This window comes from Nocardia sp. NPDC004860 (assembly GCF_040609015.1).
GTDB lineage: Bacteria > Actinomycetota > Actinomycetes > Mycobacteriales > Mycobacteriaceae > Nocardia.
The window spans coordinates 55,511-74,774 of sequence record NZ_JBEXJI010000004.1 but is presented as its reverse complement, the minus strand read 5'-3'; the positions used below and the strand labels follow the sequence as shown (position 1 = coordinate 74,774).

Sequence of the window (19,264 nt, the reverse complement as noted above, 5' to 3'; positions counted from 1 at the left end):
GTGACTGTTCATGACCGACGTTGCCTGCGCGCCTGCCCGACAGGCCGAACCGGCTACGCCCTACGACCTCGCCGACCGCTACCGGTCCGGCGCAGGCCCGGTCCTTCTCACCGGTGTGCAGGCCATCGCCCGCCTGCTGGTGGAACAGCATGTCCGCGATATGCGCGCCGGGCACCGGGTCGCGACCTTCGTGTCCGGGTATCAGGGCAGCCCGCTGGGCGGGGTCGACAAGATGCTGCTGGGCATGCCGAATGTGTTGTCCGAACACGACATCGCCTTCGTGCCGGGCTTCAACGAGGAGCTCGCCGCCACCTCGGTGTGGGGTAGCCAGGCGGATCTGCCCGCCGGGACGGCGACGCACGACGGCGTCGTCGGTGTGTGGTACGGCAAGGGGCCCGGCGTCGACCGGGCCACCGACGCCATCCGGCACGCCAATATGTACGGGGTGAATCCGCGCGGCGGCGTGCTGCTGCTGGTGGGCGACGATCCGGCCTCGAAGTCCTCGACCGTGCCCGCGGTGAGCGAGCGGTCGCTGGCGGCCATGGGTGTGCCGGTGCTGTTCCCGCGCAATGCCCGCGAGATCATCACCATGGGCATGCAGGGCGTGGCGCTGTCGCGGGCCTCGGGCTGCATCGTGGCCCTGAAGATCGTGGCGGATGTCGCCGACGGCGCGTGGACGGTGGATTCCTCGGTCGCCGAGCTCCCCATCGCGGTACCCGAAGTGCAGTGGGAGGGAAAGACTTTCGCCTACCGGCAGCGGCCGATGGCGGCGCCCGCGGACAGTGTGCTGGCCGAGGCCGACCTGTACGGGCCGCGCTGGGCCACCGTGCGCGCCTTCGGGACGGCCAATGATCTCGACGTCATCGAGGCGGATCCGGCGCACGCGCGGGTCGGCATCGCGGCCACCGGCACCACCTTCGACGCGGTGCGTCAGGCGCTGGTCGATCTGGGTGTGGACGAGGCGGCCATGCACCGCGCGGGCATTCGCCTGCTGCGCATCGGGATGCCGTATCCGGTTGGGGCACAGCGGGTCACCGAGTTCGCGCGGGGGCTGGAGCAGGTGATCGTGGTCGAGGACAAGACCGCGTTCATCGAGACCCAGATCCGCGAAATCCTGTACGGCACCGCCGATGCCCCGCGGATCCTCGGCAAGCTGGATGGAGACGGCCTGCCGCTCATGCCGTTCGACGGCGAGCTCACCGCGGGCCGGCTGCTGGCCCCGCTGCGGCGGGTGCTGCGCGAGCGGGTCGAGCTGAAGAAGGCTCCGCCGCCGGCGCTTTCGCTGGAGGTGCTGTCCGCCAAGCGCACCCCGTACTTCTGCAGCGGCTGCCCGCACAACCGCTCCACCGCCCTGCCCGAGGGCTCGATCGGCGGTGGCGGCATCGGCTGCCACACCCTGGTCACCCTGTCCGGGCGCAGCGACAGCGCGGTCACCGGCCTGACCCAGATGGGTGGTGAGGGCAGCCAGTGGATCGGGCAGGCGCCGTTCACCGATGTGCCGCACCTGTTCCAGAACATCGGCGACGGGACGTTCTTCCACTCCGGGCAGCTGGCCATCCAGGCGTGCGTGGCGGCGGGGGTGAACATCACCTACAAGCTGCTCTACAACGAGGTCGTCGCCATGACCGGCGCGCAGGATGTGGAGGGCGGGCTGACGGTCGCGAAGCTCACCCACAAGCTGACCGTCGAGGGCGTGAAGCAGATCGTCATCTGCGCCGACGATCCCAAGCGCCACAACAGGAAAGCCCTGGCCAAGGGCACGCTGCTGTGGCATCGCGACCGGCTCGACGAGGCGCAGAAGATGCTGCGCGAGATCGAGGGCGTCACCGTCCTGATCTACGACCAGCACTGCGCCGCCGACGCCCGCCGCCAGCGCAAGCGCGGCACGCTGCCGGTGCGCAATACCCGCGTGGTGATCAACGAGGCGGTGTGCGAGGGCTGCGGCGACTGCGGCACCAAGTCGAACTGCCTGTCGGTGCAGCCGGTGGAGACCGAGTTCGGGCGCAAGACGCGCATCGACCAGACCTCCTGCAATACCGACTACAGCTGCCTGGACGGCGACTGCCCGTCGTTCGTGACGGTGGAGTTGAACCCGGATGCCAAGGGGCGCAAGGGTTCCAAGTCGGCCGCCCCGAAGCGCCGGGAGGCGGCCGAGCCGCCCACGGTGGCCGATCCGGGACTCGGCGCTCCGCTGGGCACGCAGAACGTGCTCATCGCGGGCATCGGCGGCACCGGCATCGTGACGGTGAACCAGGTGCTGGCCACCGCCGCGCTGCGGGCCGGGTACGCGGTCGAGAGCCTGGACCAGATCGGGCTCAGCCAGAAGGCCGGGCCGGTGCTGTCCCACCTGCGGTTCTCCACAACGGAATTGGAGCCGTCCAACCGGCTCACCCCGGGCAGCGCGGACTGCATCATGGCCATCGATCTGCTGACCGCTGCCGATCCCAAGAACCTGCAGTACGGCAATCCGGCTGCGACGGTCGTGGTCGCCTCGACCAGCCAGACCCCGACCGGTGACATGGTCTACGACAAGTCGGTCACCTACCCGGAGACCGGTCCGCTACTGGATCGGCTTGCGGCGGTGTCGGATTCGCAGTTCGGCTTCGATGCCCTGGCGGCCGCGCAGCAGCTGTTCGGGAATACCGCCGCCGCCAACTTCCTGATGGTCGGCGCGGCCTTCCAGACCGGCGGCCTGCGGCTGCCCGCCGCGGCGATCGAAGAGGCGATCACCATCAACGGGGTCGCGGTATCGGCCAATATCGCGGCATTCCGCTGGGGTCGCGTGGCCATCGCGGATCCGGCCGCCTTCGCGGCTGCCACCGATACCGCTGCGGCACAGCGCACTCCGCGCGCCGCCCCCGCCGAGCTGCTGGCGGGCACCAGCCTCGAGGGCGAGGTCCGGCGACTGGTGGAGCTGCGGGCCGCCGAGCTGATCGGCTACCAGAACGCCAAGGTCGCCCGCCGCTACATCGACACCGTTCAGGCCGCCTGGAGCGCCGAGCGCGCGGTCACCGAGCGCACCGAGTTCAGCGAGGCCGTGGCGCGCGGGCTGTACAAGTTCACCGCCTACAAGGACGAGTACGAGGTGGCCCGCCTGCTGGTCGACCCGGCCTTCCTCGACGAGGTGCGGGCCCAGGTCCCCGGCGGCGAGAACCTCACCTACAAGCTGCATCCCCCGGTGCTCCGCGCCCTCGGCCGCAAGAAGAAGATCGGCCTCACCCCCAAATCCCATGTGGCCCTGAAACTGCTCGCCAAGGGCAAGTCCCTGCGCGGCACCAAGCTCGACCCCTTCGGTTACGCCCATGTCCGAAAGGTGGAGCGGGAGTTGCTGTCCCACTACACCGACCTGGTCCGCCGCCTCGCGGACGGGCTCACCACCGACGGCTACGCCACCGCCGCCGAGGCGGCGGCCCTGCCCGACCTGGTCCGCGGCTACGAGGACGTGAAGCTCGGCAATGTCGAGCTCTACCGCGCCCGCCTGCGCGAGCTCGGCCTCGACGGCTGACCCGGGCCGCTCACCCTTCCCAACTCCATACCCGACGCAGTACGGCGGCATCGTTCCCGCCGCCGTACCGCGGTGACCTGTGCCCGGAATCCGGGCACGACACCCGGCCGCCCACCACGCGGCCACCACCCAGCCGCCACAAGCGGCGTCCACGAAAGGAATCGATTGTGACCGCAATGCACACCGACGCAGGGGTTTTCGGCCGCTCGCACGAGTTGAGCGCCCGGCGCCACGAGCAGGTGGTGTTCTGCGAGGACGACAAGAGCGGACTCAAGGCGATCATCGCGATTCACTCGACCACGCTGGGCCCGGCGCTCGGCGGCACCCGGATGTACCCCTACGCCTCGGAGGCGGCGGCACTGGACGATGTGCTGCGACTGTCGTGGGGCATGACCTACAAGGCGGCGGCCGCCGGGCTGAACCTGGGCGGCGGCAAGGCCGTCATCATCGGCGATCCGGCCCACGACAAGAGCGAGGAGCTGTTCGCGGCCTACGCGCGGTTCGTCGAATCCCTCGGCGGGCGCTACATCACCGCGGGCGATGTGGGCACCAACACCGATGATCTGGACTCCATCGGCCGCTACACCAGCCATGTCACCGGCCGCAGCATCGCGGCGGGCGGTTCCGGCGACAGTGCCCGGCTCACCGCGCTGGGCGTGTTCAACGCCATGCGCGCCGGCGCCGAATCCGTATGGGGCGCACCCACACTGGCGGGTCGCACCGTCGGCGTCGAGGGTGTCGGCAAGGTCGGCCGCGAACTCATCCAGCTGCTGCTCGCCGACGGTGCGGAGGTCTGCGCGACCGATGTGAACGAGGCGGCGCTGGAACGCATTTCGAAGGACAATCCGTCGGTCCGACTGTTGAGCAACGTATCCACCGCTCCGGTCGACGTCTACGCCCCCTGCGCCCTCGGCGGCACGCTCACCGCGTCCAGCGCCGAGGCCATCGAGGCGAAACTCGTCTGCGGCGCCGCCAACAACCAGTTGTCCACGCCCGCAGTGGAATACGCCCTGAACGAGCGAGGCATCACCTGGGTCCCGGATTTCGTGGCCAATGGCGGTGGGCTCGTTCAGGTGGCCGGTGAGCTGCGCCAGGCAGCGCCGGCCGAGGTCGAAGATGCGGTGAGGGGCATCTTCGACCGCTGCCGCGACATCATCGCGGAATCCAAGGCCGAGGGAATCGGCACCGGAGCGGCGGCCAACAGGTTCGCGGAGCGGCGTCTCGACGCCATCCCGCGGGCCCTCTGATCGCCGCACCGTAGTTTCAGAGAGGAGACGACAAGTGGCGTTCGCGAGCGGAGTGTTCCGCACCAAATCGGTCGAGCAGTCGATCCGGGATACCGATGAGCCGGATTCCAAGCTACGCAAGGATCTGACGGCGAGGGATCTCACCATCTTCGGTGTCGCGGTGGTCATCGGGGCGGGCATTTTCACGCTCACCGCCCGGACCGCGGGCACGGTCGCGGGACCCTCGGTCTCGCTGGCCTTCGTGTTCGCGGCCATCGCCTGCGGGCTGACGGCGTTGTGCTACGCCGAATTCGCCTCGACCGTGCCGGTGGCGGGCAGTGCGTACACGTTCGCGTACGCCACTTTCGGCGAGATCATCGCCTGGATCATCGGGTGGGACCTCATTCTCGAGTTCGCCCTTGCCGTTTCGGTGGTCGCCAAGGGGTGGTCGCAGTATCTCGGCGAGGTGCTCGGCGGCCTGGTGAATCCGGTCGCGCACGTCGGATCCGTCTCGTTCGACTGGGGCGCGGTGGTCATCATCGCCATCGTCGGCGTGCTGCTGGCCACCGGCACCAAACTGTCCTCGCGGGTCTCGGCCGTGGCGGTGGCCATCAAACTGGCCGTGATCGCGCTCGTGCTGGTGGTCGGCGCCACCTACTTCAAGGCGTCCAACCTCAGCCCCTACATCCCGCCGTCGCAGCCCTCCGCTCAGGCCGGTGGCGTGCACCAGTCGCTGTTCTCCTTCCTGACCGGTTCCGGCGGAACGAGTTTCGGCTGGTACGGCCTGCTGGCCGCGGCCTCGCTGGTGTTCTTCGCCTTCGTCGGCTTCGACGTGGTCGCCACCACCGCCGAGGAGACCCGCAACCCGCAGCGTGATGTCCCGCGCGGCATCTTCGGCTCGCTGGCCATCGTGACGGTGCTCTACGTCGCCGTCTCGCTGATCCTCACCGGCATGGTCCCCTACACCGAGCTCGCGAGCGGAAACGCCACCCTGGCAACCGCTTTCGCCCTGCACGGTGCGACCTGGGTGAAGAACATCATCTCCATCGGCGCGCTCGCGGGCCTCTCCACGGTCGTCATGGTCATGTTCCTCGGCCAGACCCGCGTCCTGTTCGCCATGGCCCGCGACGGCCTGCTCCCCCGCAGCCTCGCCCACACCGGCAAGCACGGCACCCCCGTCCGCCTGACCGTCATCGTCGGCGTCGTCTGCGCCCTCCTGGCCGGTTTCGTCGACTTCGGCACCCTCGAGGAAATGGTCAATATCGGCACCCTCGTGGCCTTCGTCCTCGTCTCCCTCGGCGTCCCGATCCTCCGCCGCACCCGCCCCGACCTGAAGCGCGGCTTCCGAGTACCGCTCGTCCCCGTCATCCCCATCCTCGCCGCCCTGGCGTGCCTCTGGCTGATGCTGAACCTCTCCATCGAAACCTGGCTCCGCTTCGTCATCTGGATGGTCCTCGGCGTCGTCATCTACTTCACCTACAGCCGCCGCCACTCGATCCTCGGCAAGCAAAAGGTCCCCGAATCCATCCCTGCCGCCGAGTCGATCCCCGCCGCCGAACCCGACCCGGTCCCCTGACCCAGCCCGAACAAGTTCAGGGAGCTGTCACCGTGGGAACTCGCCCGAATTCTCACCCCGACAGCTCCCTGATCTTGTTCCCCGGCCGCGTGACGAGGGACGATAGCCCGATGGAACTGACAGCGGTGCCCATCGAGAATCCCGATGAGCTCAATGTCATCATCGGGCAATCCCACTTCATCAAGACCGTCGAGGACATGCACGAAGCCCTCGTCGGCACCGGCCCGCAACTCCGCTTCGGGCTGGCCTTCTGCGAAGCCTCCGGCCCCCGCCTGATCCGGTGGTCCGGAAACGACGACGACCTCGTCGACCTCGCCACCAAGAACGCGACAGCCCTGGCCGCCGGCCACTCCTTCATCGTCTTCCTCCGCGACGGCTACCCCGTGAACGTCCTCAACGCGATCCGCCACATCCCCGAGCTCTGCACCATCTTCTGCGCCACTGCCAACCCCGTCGAAGTCCTCATAGCCGAAACCTCCCTCGGCCGCGGCATCATCGGCGTCGTCGACGGTGCACCACCCCTGGGGATCGAAACCGAGACCGACCGCACCGACCGCCACCACCTCCTCCGCGCCATCGGCTACAAACTCTGACCCCCGCTACCTCGGGAATCGACCGCCGCCCTCGCGTTCCAATTGCGCCCGCGCTGCGTTCACCGCGCAGTGGAATCAAGTGTTTGTCGTACAGCGTCTAGTGGGTTGGACGTGGGCTGATACGTTGGCTGGGTGACGCAGATGCATGACGCGACAGCGGTGGAGCGGGCGGAGTTGGAGAAGGCGGGGACCAAGGCTTATTACGTCGCACAAGGGGTGGGGGACGAGGGGTTCGAGCGGTTTGGGGCTACTGGGTCGACGGTGAGTGTGTGGGCGGCTTCCATGCAGCATGGGGCGCCGCCTTCGGCATTGCTGGCTCGGGCGGTCGAGCGGTGTGCGCCTCGGGAGGGGGCGCGGGTGGCCCGGTTGACCATGGAGATTTTGGGGCCGGTGCCGGTGGGGAACGTCGAGGTGCGGGCGTGGGTGGAGCGGCCGGGGAGGCGGGTCGAGTTGGTGGGGGCGGAGTTGGTGGCGACGCAGGCGGATGGGAGCCGGCGCGCGGTAGCGAAGGCTTCGGCGTGGCGGATTGCCACGTCGGACAGTTCGTCGGTGGTGCATACGGCCGACGCGCCGCTGCCGGCGGTGCCGGAGGCGTCCGAAATCGGGTGGGGCGTGCCGAACGGGTGGGATGTCGGGTACGTGAAGTCGGTGGACATCCGGGCGGTGGAGAGTGACGACGTCACCCGGCGGGTGTGGGTGCGGCCCCTGGTCGAGGTGGTCGAAGGGGAGGAGATCTCACCGCTGGTGCGGGTGTTCTCGGTGGCGGATGTGGCCAATGGTATTGGGGCGCAGCTGGATCCGCATCAGTGGACGTTCCTGAACACCGACCTGACGATCGACCTGTTCCGGCTGCCGGAGGGCGAGTGGATCGGGCTGGCGGTGCAGACGTCGATCGGGCCGGACGGGGTCGGGATGTGCTCGACCGTGCTGCACGACGAGCGCGGGCCGATCGGGCGGTGCCTGCAGATTCTCGAGGTGCGCGCCCGGGCCTGACCCGGCGATAAGGAAACCGATATCGTCGGTGGGATGGATCCGCTGCGTCAGTTGCGCTACTTCATCGCCGTGGCCGAGGAGTTGCACTTCGGCCGGGCGGCCGAGCGGCTGCGGATCGCCCAGCCGGCGCTGAGCCAGCGAATCCGCAAGCTGGAGAGCGATATCGGGGCCCGGCTGCTGGAGCGCGACAGCCGGCGGGTGGAGCTCACCGAGGCGGGGCAGATCCTGCTGGTGGAGGCGCGGGACCTGATCGCGCGCTGGGAGCGGGCGAAATCGCTGGTCGGCAAGGCGCATCGGGGTGAGATCGACGCACTGCGGGTGGGCGTGCCGCCCGAACTGGCGGGCCGCGTGCTGGCCGCCATTCTCACCGCGTTCGAGAGCCGCCAGGTGCGGGTGGACCTGCAGGAGCTGACCACCGCCGAGCAGGTGCGGCTACTGGCCGATCGGCAACTGGACGCGGGGCTGCTGCAATACCCGGTGGATGTGGTCGGCCTGGAATCGGGCCCGGCGGTGGAGACCCCGCTGGGCGTGGTGCTGCCGCGCGATTCCCCGCTCGCCGCGCGGGCCGCCCTCACCCTGGCTGATCTGGCCGGGCACGGACTGGTGATCTTCCCGCGCGCCGCCGCGCCCGGCCTCTACGACGCCACCCTGCGCACCTGCTGGGAGCACGGTTTCCGCCCCACGTCGGTGCAGCACGCCCGCAATCCCGAATTCGTGCTCGGCATGGTGCTTTCCGGCCGCGGCGTCGCCTTCGACCAGGGCCTGGTGGCGCAGAAGGAGCCACGCGTGGTGTGGCGGCCGCTGCCCGAGGGCACCCTGAGCTGGCGGCTCGCCCTGACCTGGCCGGCCGCCGCCCCGCACCCGCTGGTCCGGGAACTCGCCGACCTCATCGTCACGGTCGTGCAGGGTGACGGCGCGTCCCGGCCGGCCCCGATTCAAGACACGCCGCAGCGCCGGCCGTGGGATGTGGTTGCGGGCCGGCCGTGATCGATGCGCTCGACGGCCAGCCGCGCCGCCGCGCCGATCGCCCGATCCACCGCGGGCTGCCGCCCGGCCAGACTGTGTGACACGGTGAAAACCGCGATCGCGTACCGGCTTCCATCCGGATACCCGACCACCCCGATCTCATTGCGGATCCCGGGCAGCGTCCCGGTCTTGGACCAGATGTCGGTGCCCGGCGGAAACGCCGACGGCAGCCGATGCCCGTACACCTGCTGCCGCATCAGATCCCGCACGAACCGGCACGCCTCGGGCGAACCCGCGCGATCCTCGCCGATGAGCCAGAGCAGCCGGGTCATATCCCGCGCGGTCCCGGCCGTGGTGCGCAGCGGATCCACCGCACGCGAGCCGAACACCTCCGCCGCGCTGGATTCCGGGTAGCGCCGGGCGAATTCGTGCAGGTCACGCGCCCCGATGTCCTCGGCCATGCTGTAGAGGATGTCGCGCAGCGAGCCCATGATCCGGGTGCCGGTGAGCCCGAGCTCCCGCACCAGCGACCGCACGTTCTCCACGCCGACCCGATCGAACAGCAGGTCGGCGGCGGTATTGTCGCTCACGGTGAGCGCGAAGTAGGCGGCATCGCGCAGGCTGAATTCGACATCGTCGTGACAGCCCGCGGTGCCGACCCCGCCCAGCCGGTCCGCCGCCGTGGCCCGCACCCGATCGGCCGGATCGAGCTGCCCCGCCGCCACCTGCCGCGCGAACTCCAGCACCAGCGGCACCTTCACCACCGAGGACAACACCACCGGTGCGTCGGCGGCCCAGCCGAATTCGCCGTCACAGTCGAAACAGCGGGCATGCACCCGGCCCTCGACACCGGCCGTCCGGAAGATCTCGTCCACTCTCCCAGCATTCCCGGTGCCCCGATCGGTCCGTCAACCGCCCGTGACGCAGCCGTTCGACACCCCGCACGCTGCGACGATATCGATTGCTATATCGGTTCTCATCCGTGTTGGTCTTGGACAGCCACCGGTGATCCATGTTGGGGTGGCTGTCATGGCAGAGTTCAGCAGGAAGGCCCTCACCGGTGTCTGCGCCGCGGCCATGCTGGTCACGGCGACGGCATGCTCCGGATCGGATGCCACGTCCGGGCTGTCCAAGATGATCGACGGCTTCGCGGACGCCCTGAACCGCGACGACGTACCGGCGGCCGCCAACGCCACCAGCGACCCGGCCAAGGCCTCCGCCACGCTCGGCCCGCTCTACGAGAGCCTGGGCAAGCAGGTGCATTTCGCGGCGAGCAAGGTCGAGAAGACCGACGACGGCGGCACCTTCACGCTGGCCGCCACCTGGAAGCTGGGCAAGGACGGCAAGAACGAGTGGACGTACATCACCTCGGGCCGGGCCACGCAGTCCGGCGGCGACTGGAAGATCCACTGGGATCCCGCGACCGTCGCGCCCGGCCTCGATGTCGGCCCGCTGTCCTACAGCCTCGTCTACCCCGACCCCGCCAAGGTCCTCGACAGCGCCGGCGGTGATCTGCTCACCCAGCAGGTGGTGACGCTGGTCAACGTCGCGCCCGGAGCCGACCCGGCGGCCGTCGCGGCGACCCTGCAACCGGTCGCACCGGATGTCACGGTCACCAGCCTGCAATCGGATCTGGCCGCGGCCCAGGGCAAACCGATCACGGCGGTCACCCTGCGCGAATCCGATTACGCCACCGTCCAAGCCGCCCTCACGAACCTCGCGAATGTGACCACCGCCCAGCAGACCCGGCTGCTGTCCGTCGACAAGTCCCTGTCCTCCCCGACCTTCTCGGGCCTCTCCGACCTGTGGCAGCAGCAGGCCGACGCCGCCGCCGGCTGGGCCGTGCGCGCCCAGGGCAGCGACGGCACGCAGCGAGTGGGCGGCCCGGATCCCAAGCCGGTCACCGATATTCACACCACCCTCGATATCGGTTTGCAGCGGGCCGCCGAGGCCGCACTGGCCCCGATCACCACCCCGGCGGCCATTGTCGCGGTGCAACCGTCGACCGGAAACGTGCTGGCCATGGCACAGAACGCGGCCGGTGACGCGCAGGGCCCGATCGGGCTGACCGGGCTGTACCCGCCGGGCTCGACCTTCAAGACGGTCACCGTCTCCGCCGCGCTGCAGGCCGGCCAGGTCACTCCCGACTCCATGGTCGCCTGCCCCGGCAAGGAGAACATCGAGGGCCGGGAGATCCCCAATGACAACAACTTCGACCTCGGCCAGGTGCCGCTGCACACCGCCTTCGCCAAGTCCTGCAACACCACCATGGGCCGGCTGGCGGTCCAGCTCGCACCGGACGGGCTGACCAATGCCGCCGCCCAGCTCGGGCTCGGCATCGACTATGTGACGCCCGGACTGACCACCGTCACCGGCAAGGTGCCCATCGCCGACACGCCCGCGCTGCGCGTGGAGGAGGGCATCGGGCAGGGCAAGGTGACCGCCTCGCCGTTCGGCATGGCGCTGCTGGCCGGCGCGCTGGCGCAGGGCACGGTCCAACCGCCGACGGTGGTCCAGGGCCGGCCCGGTAAGCCCGACAGGCAGTCGCCCGCGCTGCCGCCGGGGATCGCCGATCAGGTGAAATCCATGATGCGGGAAACGATTACGGGCGGCACCGCCACGGAACTGCGTGATATTCCCGATCTGCTCGGCAAGACCGGCACCGCCGAGTACATCGACGACAAACACGCGCACGGCTGGTTCGTCGGCATCGACGGCGATCTGGCTTTCGCCGTCTTCATCAGCGACGCGGGCAGTTCCGAGCCGGCCGTGCAGGCCGCGGGCCGCATGCTGCGCGCCCCGCACTGATTTCCTTCACTTCCAATTTCACACGGCGCGAGCCGAATACCCCCTTCAGCACTCGAAAATGATTGAGAGGCTTGTTTTGTCGACCCTGAAATACGGTGCACTGGTTTCGCTCCTGCTCCTGGCCCCGCTGGCCGGCGGCTGCGGCAGCGACTCGAAAACCGGAGCGGCGGTGAGCGGACCGACCACCACCGACGGCGCGGTCACCGACACCGCGGCGCTGCGCGCGCTCGAACAGCAGCACGGGGCCCGGGCGGGCGTGGTCGCCATCGATACCGGCACCGGCAAGACCATCGGCTATCGGCAGGACGAACGGTTCGCCTTCGACTCCACCTTCAAACCGCTGGCCTGCGGCGCATTGCTGCACGCGCATCCGCTCAGCAGCGGATTCTTCGATCAGGTCATCCATTTCACCCCCGACAAGCTGGTGGCGAACTCGCCGATCACCAGCACCCGCGTCGATACCGGCATGACCGTGGCCGAACTCTGCCACGCCGCCATCACCCACAGTGACAACACCGCGGGCAATCAGATCCTCGAGCTGCTCGGCGGGCCGCCGGCCGTCACCGCCTTCCTGCGCTCGATCGGCGACCAGACCACCCGCATGGATCGTTGGGAAACCGAGCTCAACACCAATATCCCCGGCGACGAACGCGACACCAGCACCCCGGCCGCCCTGGCCGACGACTACCGCAAACTGGTACTCGGCGACGCCCTGGCCGAACCCGAACGGACACAGCTGACCGCGTGGCTGCTCGCCAACACCACCGGCGATGCCCGCATTCGCGCCGCGCTCCCGGCAGACTGGAAGACCGCCGACAAGACCGGCAGCGGCGACTACGGCACCGCCAACGACATCGCAGTCACCTGGCCCGCGGGCGGCGCCGCGCCACTGGTGATCCTGGTGCTGACCACCAAGCCGGATCAGGCTGCCGCAGTGGACAATCCGCTGGTCGCCTCTCTCGCCAAGGAAGCCGTCGCCGCCGTCCGCTAGCCCGCGGGCCGGACGGAGTCGGGCGGGTCAGGGCTGTCGCGTCGAGCTGCCGCTGCCGACGAAGTACTCGCCGTTCTCCGGGTCGGTGCTGTTCATGACGGAGATCAGGTGGGTGCCGTCGCTGGCCATCGACCAGAACGACATGATGACGGTGCCGCCGGGCGTTCGGCAGGTCTGATCCGCGGGTGCGAGTTCGGCGGTATTGCCATGGCCGTCCAGGGTCCAGGAACAGCCGTCTCCGGTATGGGCGATCAGCTGTCCGTCGCTCGAATCGATGTGCACCACACCGGTTTTGGGCTTGTACCCCGGCGAGGTGAGGTTATTCAGGTAAGCGGGATTCGTGGGGTCGTACGCCCAGGAGCCGGTGAACAAGCGGGCCGCGTCGCCCGGGTCGGCGGCATCGGCGCGAGTCCGCTTGCCGTTGGCGAGCTCGAAATCGAAAGTGCCGTACGGGAGATAGCTGTTGGCGCGGACCACCTCCTGCTCGTGGCCATCGCGGATGGTGACGTGCCAGTAGTAGATGTTGTAGCCGGAGCCGATCACGTTGTTGAAGCAGTACTGATCGGCGCCGGCCAGATCCAGGGCGTCACCGTTCACCCGGAAATGCCAGGTACAGCCCTGATCGGTGTGGCCGGTGATGTCGCCGTCCGTGCCCCGGGCGAACTCCACGGTCCCGACCTGAGGAAAGGTCAGCGGGTTGATGCCGTACTGGCCGACCGTAGCGATATCGGTGGCATTCGCGCGGTCGGGCTGATCGTAGTTCCAGACGCCGAGATACCGGTCCGCGCCGTCCGCCCGATCCGCGTGGGCGGCCGGCGCGTTCCAGGACAGCATCATCCCGAGCAGCGCCGCTACCGCGAATTTTCCATGCCGGGCACGAATCCTGTTGTGAGTCATGCATTCAAGACGGGACGGACGCCGGGAAAGTTACCTCACACGTCCACCGTCGCCTCGACGCTCACGATCCGATCGCCCGCGATGGTCAGCACCAGCACACCGAACAGCTCCCGATCCCGATAGGCGAGCAGGGCGGGACGTCCGAAAGCCGAGTGCGTGACCAGCGTGATCCCCGGCCCCCAGAACGCGATCATATTGGCGGCCACCATCTCCGGCCCGTGGCTCGGCCGCGCCACGATCGGCGAGTCCGGCCGGAACGACGCAATGCCCCACACCTCCGGATCCAGTACCGCCAGCAGTTCGTCCAGATCCCCACCGGCACAGGCGGCGATGAACCGCTCCGTCACTGCGCGATGCTCGGCCGGCGCCACCGGGCCGTCGGGCCGCTGCGCCTCCGACATCTTGATCCGTGCGCGCCGCGCCAGCTGCCGGCAGGTGCCGACGGGGCGGCCGACGGTGTCGGCGACCAGTTCGAACGGCACCGCGAACACATCGTGCAGGATCAGCACCACCCGCTCGGCGGGTGCTAGGCGTTGCAGCATGCGGTACAGCGCCAGCTGCACCTCCTCGTCGAGTGTGATGCGATCGACCGGATCCAGAGGCACGGAATGCGCGACCGGCATCTCGGCCTCCAGCTGTCCCGGATCACCGGCCTGCTCGCGACGCGCTCGCGCACTGCGCAATTCGTCGAGGCACAGGCGGCTGGTGACGACGGTCAGCCAGGCGCGCTCGTCGCTCACCTCACCGGGTCGCATGCGGGCCAGCCGGGTGAAGGCCTCCTGCGCGGCGTCCTCGGCCGCGCCGATATCGCCCAGCAGCCGGAAGGCCAGATCCACCACGTACGCGCGATGCCGCCGCCAGGCTCCGGTGAACGCGTCGCCCCGCCGGTCTTCGGTGCTCATACCCATATGACGGGACATGCCCGCCGAAAGTTACCGGCCGCCTGAAACATTGAGCGGCGGTGACCCGGGGTGGGCCACCGCCGCTCGATCGGCGCGCTACTCGGTGAATCGGGTTGAGCGGCAGGTGAATCGGCAGAGCGGCGGGCGGTTCAGCGCCGGGACAGCACGACCGCCACGGCGATCAGCCAGAGCAGACCGCCGAAGCGGACGACCGGCAGCAGGAAGGTGAACGCGGAGACGATCAGTGCGAGCGTGGACAGCGCGGCCGCGGCGGCGACGGCCAGTCCGCACCAGATCAGCCAGGTCGGCAGCTTCCGTTCCAGCAGCGCCGGAATCGCGATGCCGACGGCCAGCAGCCCGAAGCCGGCCGCGTACGCCGGGCCGCCGGACAGGAAGCCCAGATCGGCGACCGCGCGGGCCAATTCCGGTGCGGCGGCATCGTTCAGCCGCCCGCCGGCCCAGGAGAACAGGGCGCTGAAGGTGAGCCCACCGGCGGCGAGCGCACCGCCGATGGTGGCGATGGACGGACCGCGCAGCACCCGTTGGATGAGCCCGGCGGCAATGGCCAGCGGCGCGGCGGACAGCACCAGCAGCAGCGCTCCGGCATTGATGAGCCCGGCATGCGCGGTGGTGTAGGCCAGCACGTCCGCACCGCTCGCGTCCGGGTGCGGGGTGCGGGCATTGGTGGCGACGTAGGCCATGGTGAGCGCCGCGAACGCGGCGACGGGGACGAGAACGGCGGGGTTGGTGCGAGCGATCGCGGTGCTCATCAGCGGTGATCCTCAATCTCTGGGCGAACCGTGCTGACCAATAATGATTACAGATTGTAATGATTGTCAACCGTCTATTATTTTGCCGCTGCTACTATTGCGCCATGGATGCGAAAGACGAGGTCGCGCCGCAGCGCGGCGTGACGGCCGTCGGGTTCCTGCTGGCCCAGATCGGCGCCTACGCGGCCAATCGATTCGCCGAGCGCACGGCCACCCTGGACCTGACGCCCGCGCAGGCCGGACTGCTCCGCATGCTCATCGTCCAGCCGGGCCGCAACCAGCGGGAGCTCGCCGACGAACTGGGCATGCCGCCCAGCCGGTTCGTCCAATTCGCCGACAAGCTCGAGGAACGCGGAATCATCGAGCGCAAACGCAATCCCGACGATCGGCGGCAGCATTCGCTGTTCCTGACCGCGAAGGGACGGACCACCCTCGTCGAACTGGGCGCGGTCGCCCGCGAGGCCGAGGAGCACATGTGCCGGTCGCTGACGCCGGAGGAACAAGCGCAGCTGTCCGGGCTGCTGGTTCGCCTGGCCGCCGATCATGGACTGACCCCGGGCGTACATCCGGGCTACAAGACGGAATGACGCTCCGCCATCCAGTGGGATCGCTCAGATGCGGTGCGGCACAGCGGTTGTCACGGGGTGAGCGCGTCGATGGTGGCGATCCGGCCCGCCATGACCTCGCCCAGCAGATGCCGGAAGGTCGGGCATTCCGCGTGACTCGGGGCCGGACAGGCGGCGGCGTGCCGCAGGCCATCGCGCACCGCGGTCAATTGCGTGATGGTGCGGTCCAATTCGTCCGCCTTGCCGAGGAGCGCGGCACGGTCCACGCGCAGGTCGCCCTGGGGACCGAAGGCGACGACAATGTCATCGAGGGAGAAACCGGCGGTGCGGCCCAGCGCGATCAGGGCCAGCTGTTCCAGCACGGATTCGTCGAATTGGCGGCGGAGCCCACGCCGGCCGCACGAGGCGATCAGGCCCCGCTCTTCGTAGTAGCGCAGTGTCGACGCCGGGACGCCCGATCGGCGGACGACCTCGGCGATATCCAGACTGCTCACGGGATTCACCTCGGAGCTTGACCTCGAGCCGACTTGAATTGGGACAGTGTAGCTCTCCGGCCCGTCCACCGACGAAGGACAGCGACCATGACGACACCGCTCGACAATGACCAATCCGCCCGCTGGAACGGCGCTTCCGGCAATGCCTGGGTCGATGCCCAGGACCTCATCGCCCAGGTGATGCGACCGCTCCAGGACATCCTGGTGACACTGGCGCGCGACACCGGGGCCCGGGACGTCCTCGACGTCGGCTGCGGCACCGGCGGCACCACCCTCGCCCTCGCGCGGGAAACCGGCGCGCACTGCACCGGCGTCGACATCGCCGAACCGATGATCGCCGCCGCCCGCGCCAACGCCGAGCGAGCAGACCTGCCCGTCGACTTCATTCGCGCCGACGCCCAGACCCAGCCCTTCGAACCCGCCGCCTACGACCTCATCGCCTCCCGGTTCGGGGTGATGTTCTTCGCCGACCCGGTCGCCGCCTTCACCAACCTGCGCCGAGCCACCCGGCCCGGCGGCCGGCTCGGCTGCATCGTCTGGCGCGATCCGGAGGCGAATCCGTTCTTCACCGCCGCCGAACGCGCCGCGGCGCCGCTGCTGTCGAATCTCGAACCCCGAATCCCCGGTTCACCAGGCCAATTCGCTCTCGCCGACCACGATCACGTGGCCGGGATCCTGACGGCGAGCGGCTGGGCCGATATCGACATTCGCCCGCTCGATGTCGACTGCGTCATGCCCGAACCTGCGCTCGTCGGTTACCTCTCGCGGCTGGGACCGGTCGGCCTGGCGCTGCTCGAGGTGGACGAGACCACCCGGCAGCGGGTCATCGAGACCGTGCGGGCGGCCTTCGAACCCTTCGTGCACGGCGACGAGGCCCGCTTCACCGCCGCCTGCTGGCTGCTCGACGCCCGGGCTCACTGACCGGTCGCGACAGCTCCCTGCCGCGGCCGGACCGCCGGAAACTGGCGGATCTCACCGCACTTCGCTGAGCAGCCACTGGTCGCGGGGCGTGCGGCGGCGCTCGCGGCGGCTGCCGACCCGGGCCCGCATGGTGTACTGCGCGGGCTTGCTCTCCGCGGTCAGCTGGTGCCAGCCGCTGCCGCCGTTGATGTCGAACACGCCGATGTATCCGCCGGGCAGCAGCTGGAACGGCGCGTTGATGTGATTGCCGTAGTCGAACCGGGTGCTGCCCGCCTTGCGGAAGTTCTCGAACCAGGCGGGAAACACGAAGTCCGACACCTGGATTCCATTGATCGCGTACCCGTACTGGTCCGCCTCACAGGCGTCGGCGACCTCGTAGGCGTAGATGCGTCCGGCGGTAGCGGTGGAGAACACGTAGGCGGCCAGGTTGATATCAGGGTCACCGAGCATCTCCAGCAGCTCGTGGCTGGCCGTGACCGTCCACTGCAGGCCGGCGTCGATGTCGCTGCGCGCGAACACCTTTCCCATCGGCAGACCCTCATTCGTGAGGTCGTGATAGCCGAGCGCCCCGGCCTGATCGGAGTCGTCGGAGACCACCAGCCACCAGGCGCCGGCCGGAGGCTGCGCGCCGGTCGCCACGAAACTCAGGTCGGCGTCACTCCCCCACACCGGGGCCCAATCCCGGTGCACCTGCGTCTGCAATGCTGGGACCACGGCAGAAACCTGCGCGTCGGTCAGTACGGTACTGCGGTTCAACACGGCAATATGTATGGCAGACATAGCGATTCTCGAATTCCTCATCGGCGACTGTATTCGATCTTGCTGACTGTCATCATCGCGTGAAATCCACAGGGAGGCAGGCGGAAAGTGCGCATCATCGATCTTTCGGTACCGATTCGGTCCGGTATGCAGGTGTATCCCGGCGATCCGGAGGTCACCATCCGGCCCGCGCTCACGGTGGCCGTCGACGGGGTGAACGTGCTGCACCTCGATCTCGGGTCGCAGACCGGCACGCACGTGGACGCGCCGCGGCATATCGACGACTCGCTGCCGGCGCTGGACGAGCTGCCACTGGACCGGTTCACCGGTCCGGGCGTGGTCATCGACGCGCGGGCGGCCGGGGCGGGCGGGGTGATCGGGCGCGAGTACTTCGCGGACCGGGTGGCGGCGGGGCAGATCGTGCTCATCGCCACCGGGTGGTCGCGGCACTGGGGCACCCACACGTACCTGAACCATCCGCATCTCACCGTGGAGGCGGCCGAGTATCTGATCGCAGCGGGCGTGCGGACTGTCGGGATCGACGCGCTCAGTGTCGACCCGACGCCCACCGAGGACATCCCGGTGCACCGGATTCTGTGCGGGGCGCACGCGGTCATCGCCGAGAATCTGACCGGGTTGGGCGAGGCGCTCGCGGCGCAGCAGGCCGGGGAGCGGGTCGAGGTGTCGATGTTCCCGCTCAACCTGCCCGGTGCGGACGGAGCTCCGGTGCGGGCCGTGGCATGCATCGGAGCCTGATCGAGCGTGTCTCGGAGTGTGACAGAAACACCAGTGTGTCGCATTTTGCGGCGCGGGTCACGCGATCTTCGTACACTGCTCTGGACACCGGGGAGTCGGGGCCCCGACCCATGCTCGATCCGAAGGACTTCGCACGTGAACCGCTATGCCGTAACCACTTTGCTAGCCGTTGCGGCCATTCTGCCCGCCGCGCCCGCCGCATCCGCGGAGATCGTTCTCACCGACGCCTCGCAGACCACGACCACGCCCGGCACCACGACGACCACTCCGGGCACCACCACTCCGGGCACGACCGACCCGACCGCGGACAGCAACCCGATCGAGTCGGATGTCAATTTCGGGTCCTCCGCCATCAAGCTCGGCGGCGCGACCGGTTCGGCGACCACGGGTTCCTCGAAGGGCGGCTGCACCGTCGCCGGCAGCGCCGCGGCGCTCGCGGGCTACGCGGGACTGGGCTGCGGCAACCTCAACGGTGGCGGCGGCATCGGACCGGGGACCATCGGCTGACCCCCACTCCCCCGAGATCGAGCGCGTCTCAAGG

At 69.1% G+C, this 19,264-nt stretch carries 18 protein-coding genes; 12 read left to right on the top strand and 6 right to left on the bottom strand.

From position 1 onward, the window contains the following. The first annotated feature begins 10 nt into the window (after positions 1-10). From ABZV44_RS10635 to ABZV44_RS10610, 6 genes are all read left to right on the top strand, one after another. Complete coding sequence (locus ABZV44_RS10635; protein ID WP_354834353.1) at positions 11-3,505, top strand: indolepyruvate ferredoxin oxidoreductase family protein; 3,495 nt, start codon at positions 11-13, stop codon at positions 3,503-3,505. 176 nt (positions 3,506-3,681) lie between these two features. Next, the gene (locus tag ABZV44_RS10630) at positions 3,682-4,752 is read left to right on the top strand and encodes a Glu/Leu/Phe/Val dehydrogenase dimerization domain-containing protein (protein WP_354835298.1); all 1,071 of its coding nucleotides are present in this window, start codon (positions 3,682-3,684) and stop codon (positions 4,750-4,752) included. 34 nt (positions 4,753-4,786) lie between these two features. After that, positions 4,787-6,307: an amino acid permease gene (locus ABZV44_RS10625; RefSeq protein ID WP_354834350.1), complete on the top strand. Its 1,521-nt coding sequence runs from the start codon at positions 4,787-4,789 to the stop codon at positions 6,305-6,307. A 110-nt stretch (positions 6,308-6,417) separates the two neighbouring features. Continuing rightward, positions 6,418-6,900: an adenosine-specific kinase gene (locus ABZV44_RS10620; protein WP_354834347.1), complete on the top strand. Its 483-nt coding sequence runs from the start codon at positions 6,418-6,420 to the stop codon at positions 6,898-6,900. Positions 6,901-7,041: 141 nt separating this feature from the next. Further along, positions 7,042-7,893: a thioesterase family protein gene (locus tag ABZV44_RS10615; protein ID WP_354835296.1), complete on the top strand. Its 852-nt coding sequence runs from the start codon at positions 7,042-7,044 to the stop codon at positions 7,891-7,893. A gap of 33 nt (positions 7,894-7,926) precedes the next feature. Next, a complete protein-coding gene (locus ABZV44_RS10610; protein WP_354834344.1) occupies positions 7,927-8,880 on the top strand; it encodes a LysR substrate-binding domain-containing protein in 954 nt (317 codons plus the stop codon). Here ABZV44_RS10610 and ABZV44_RS10605 read toward each other — a convergent pair. Continuing rightward, complete coding sequence (locus ABZV44_RS10605; RefSeq protein ID WP_354834341.1) at positions 8,829-9,734, bottom strand: serine hydrolase; 906 nt, start codon at positions 9,732-9,734, stop codon at positions 8,829-8,831. The two genes, ABZV44_RS10610 and ABZV44_RS10605, sit on opposite strands and share 52 nt — an antisense overlap. A gap of 154 nt (positions 9,735-9,888) precedes the next feature. On the opposite strand from ABZV44_RS10605, the gene ABZV44_RS10600 reads away from it, so the two are divergent. Both ABZV44_RS10600 and bla read left to right on the top strand, forming a co-directional pair. Beyond that, a complete protein-coding gene (locus ABZV44_RS10600) occupies positions 9,889-11,667 on the top strand; it encodes a penicillin-binding transpeptidase domain-containing protein (RefSeq protein ID WP_354834338.1) in 1,779 nt (592 codons plus the stop codon). Between the two features lie 76 nt (positions 11,668-11,743). Further along, positions 11,744-12,658 (top strand): class A beta-lactamase, encoded by a 915-nt coding sequence (gene bla, locus ABZV44_RS10595; protein ID WP_354834335.1) that lies wholly within the window; start codon positions 11,744-11,746, stop codon positions 12,656-12,658. Between the two features lie 27 nt (positions 12,659-12,685). Here bla and ABZV44_RS10590 read toward each other — a convergent pair whose 3' ends face one another. The 3 genes from ABZV44_RS10590 to ABZV44_RS10580 form a co-directional block, all read right to left on the bottom strand. After that, on the bottom strand, positions 12,686-13,555 hold the full coding sequence (locus ABZV44_RS10590) for a hypothetical protein (protein ID WP_354834332.1): 870 nt from the start codon (positions 13,553-13,555) through the stop codon (positions 12,686-12,688). A gap of 35 nt (positions 13,556-13,590) precedes the next feature. Continuing rightward, positions 13,591-14,457 (bottom strand): RNA polymerase sigma factor SigI, encoded by an 867-nt coding sequence (gene sigI, locus ABZV44_RS10585; protein WP_354834329.1) that lies wholly within the window; start codon positions 14,455-14,457, stop codon positions 13,591-13,593. A 149-nt stretch (positions 14,458-14,606) separates the two neighbouring features. Continuing rightward, complete coding sequence (locus ABZV44_RS10580) at positions 14,607-15,227, bottom strand: DUF4386 domain-containing protein (RefSeq protein ID WP_354834326.1); 621 nt, start codon at positions 15,225-15,227, stop codon at positions 14,607-14,609. A 104-nt stretch (positions 15,228-15,331) separates the two neighbouring features. Between ABZV44_RS10580 and ABZV44_RS10575 the strand changes: the two genes are divergently transcribed. Then, complete coding sequence (locus ABZV44_RS10575; RefSeq protein WP_354834323.1) at positions 15,332-15,814, top strand: MarR family transcriptional regulator; 483 nt, start codon at positions 15,332-15,334, stop codon at positions 15,812-15,814. Between the two features lie 50 nt (positions 15,815-15,864). On the opposite strand, the gene ABZV44_RS10570 is transcribed toward ABZV44_RS10575, so the two are convergent. After that, on the bottom strand, positions 15,865-16,287 hold the full coding sequence (locus ABZV44_RS10570; RefSeq protein ID WP_354834320.1) for a helix-turn-helix domain-containing protein: 423 nt from the start codon (positions 16,285-16,287) through the stop codon (positions 15,865-15,867). A gap of 87 nt (positions 16,288-16,374) precedes the next feature. Here ABZV44_RS10570 and ABZV44_RS10565 point away from each other — a divergent pair, with 87 nt between their 5' ends. Continuing rightward, positions 16,375-17,208 (top strand): methyltransferase domain-containing protein, encoded by an 834-nt coding sequence (locus ABZV44_RS10565; RefSeq protein WP_354834317.1) that lies wholly within the window; start codon positions 16,375-16,377, stop codon positions 17,206-17,208. A 51-nt stretch (positions 17,209-17,259) separates the two neighbouring features. Here ABZV44_RS10565 and ABZV44_RS10560 read toward each other — a convergent pair whose 3' ends face one another. Further along, entirely contained in the window at positions 17,260-17,964 is a 705-nt protein-coding gene (locus ABZV44_RS10560) for a hypothetical protein (RefSeq protein ID WP_354834314.1), read from the bottom strand. A gap of 111 nt (positions 17,965-18,075) precedes the next feature. Between ABZV44_RS10560 and ABZV44_RS10555 the strand changes: the two genes are divergently transcribed. Both ABZV44_RS10555 and ABZV44_RS10550 read left to right on the top strand, forming a co-directional pair. Beyond that, positions 18,076-18,723 carry a cyclase family protein gene (locus tag ABZV44_RS10555; protein WP_354834311.1) on the top strand — a complete coding sequence of 216 codons (648 nt, stop codon included), beginning with the start codon at positions 18,076-18,078 and terminating at the stop codon, positions 18,721-18,723. A 135-nt stretch (positions 18,724-18,858) separates the two neighbouring features. Continuing rightward, positions 18,859-19,230 carry a hypothetical protein gene (locus ABZV44_RS10550; RefSeq protein ID WP_354834309.1) on the top strand — a complete coding sequence of 124 codons (372 nt, stop codon included), beginning with the start codon at positions 18,859-18,861 and terminating at the stop codon, positions 19,228-19,230. Positions 19,231-19,264: the final 34 nt, after the last annotated feature.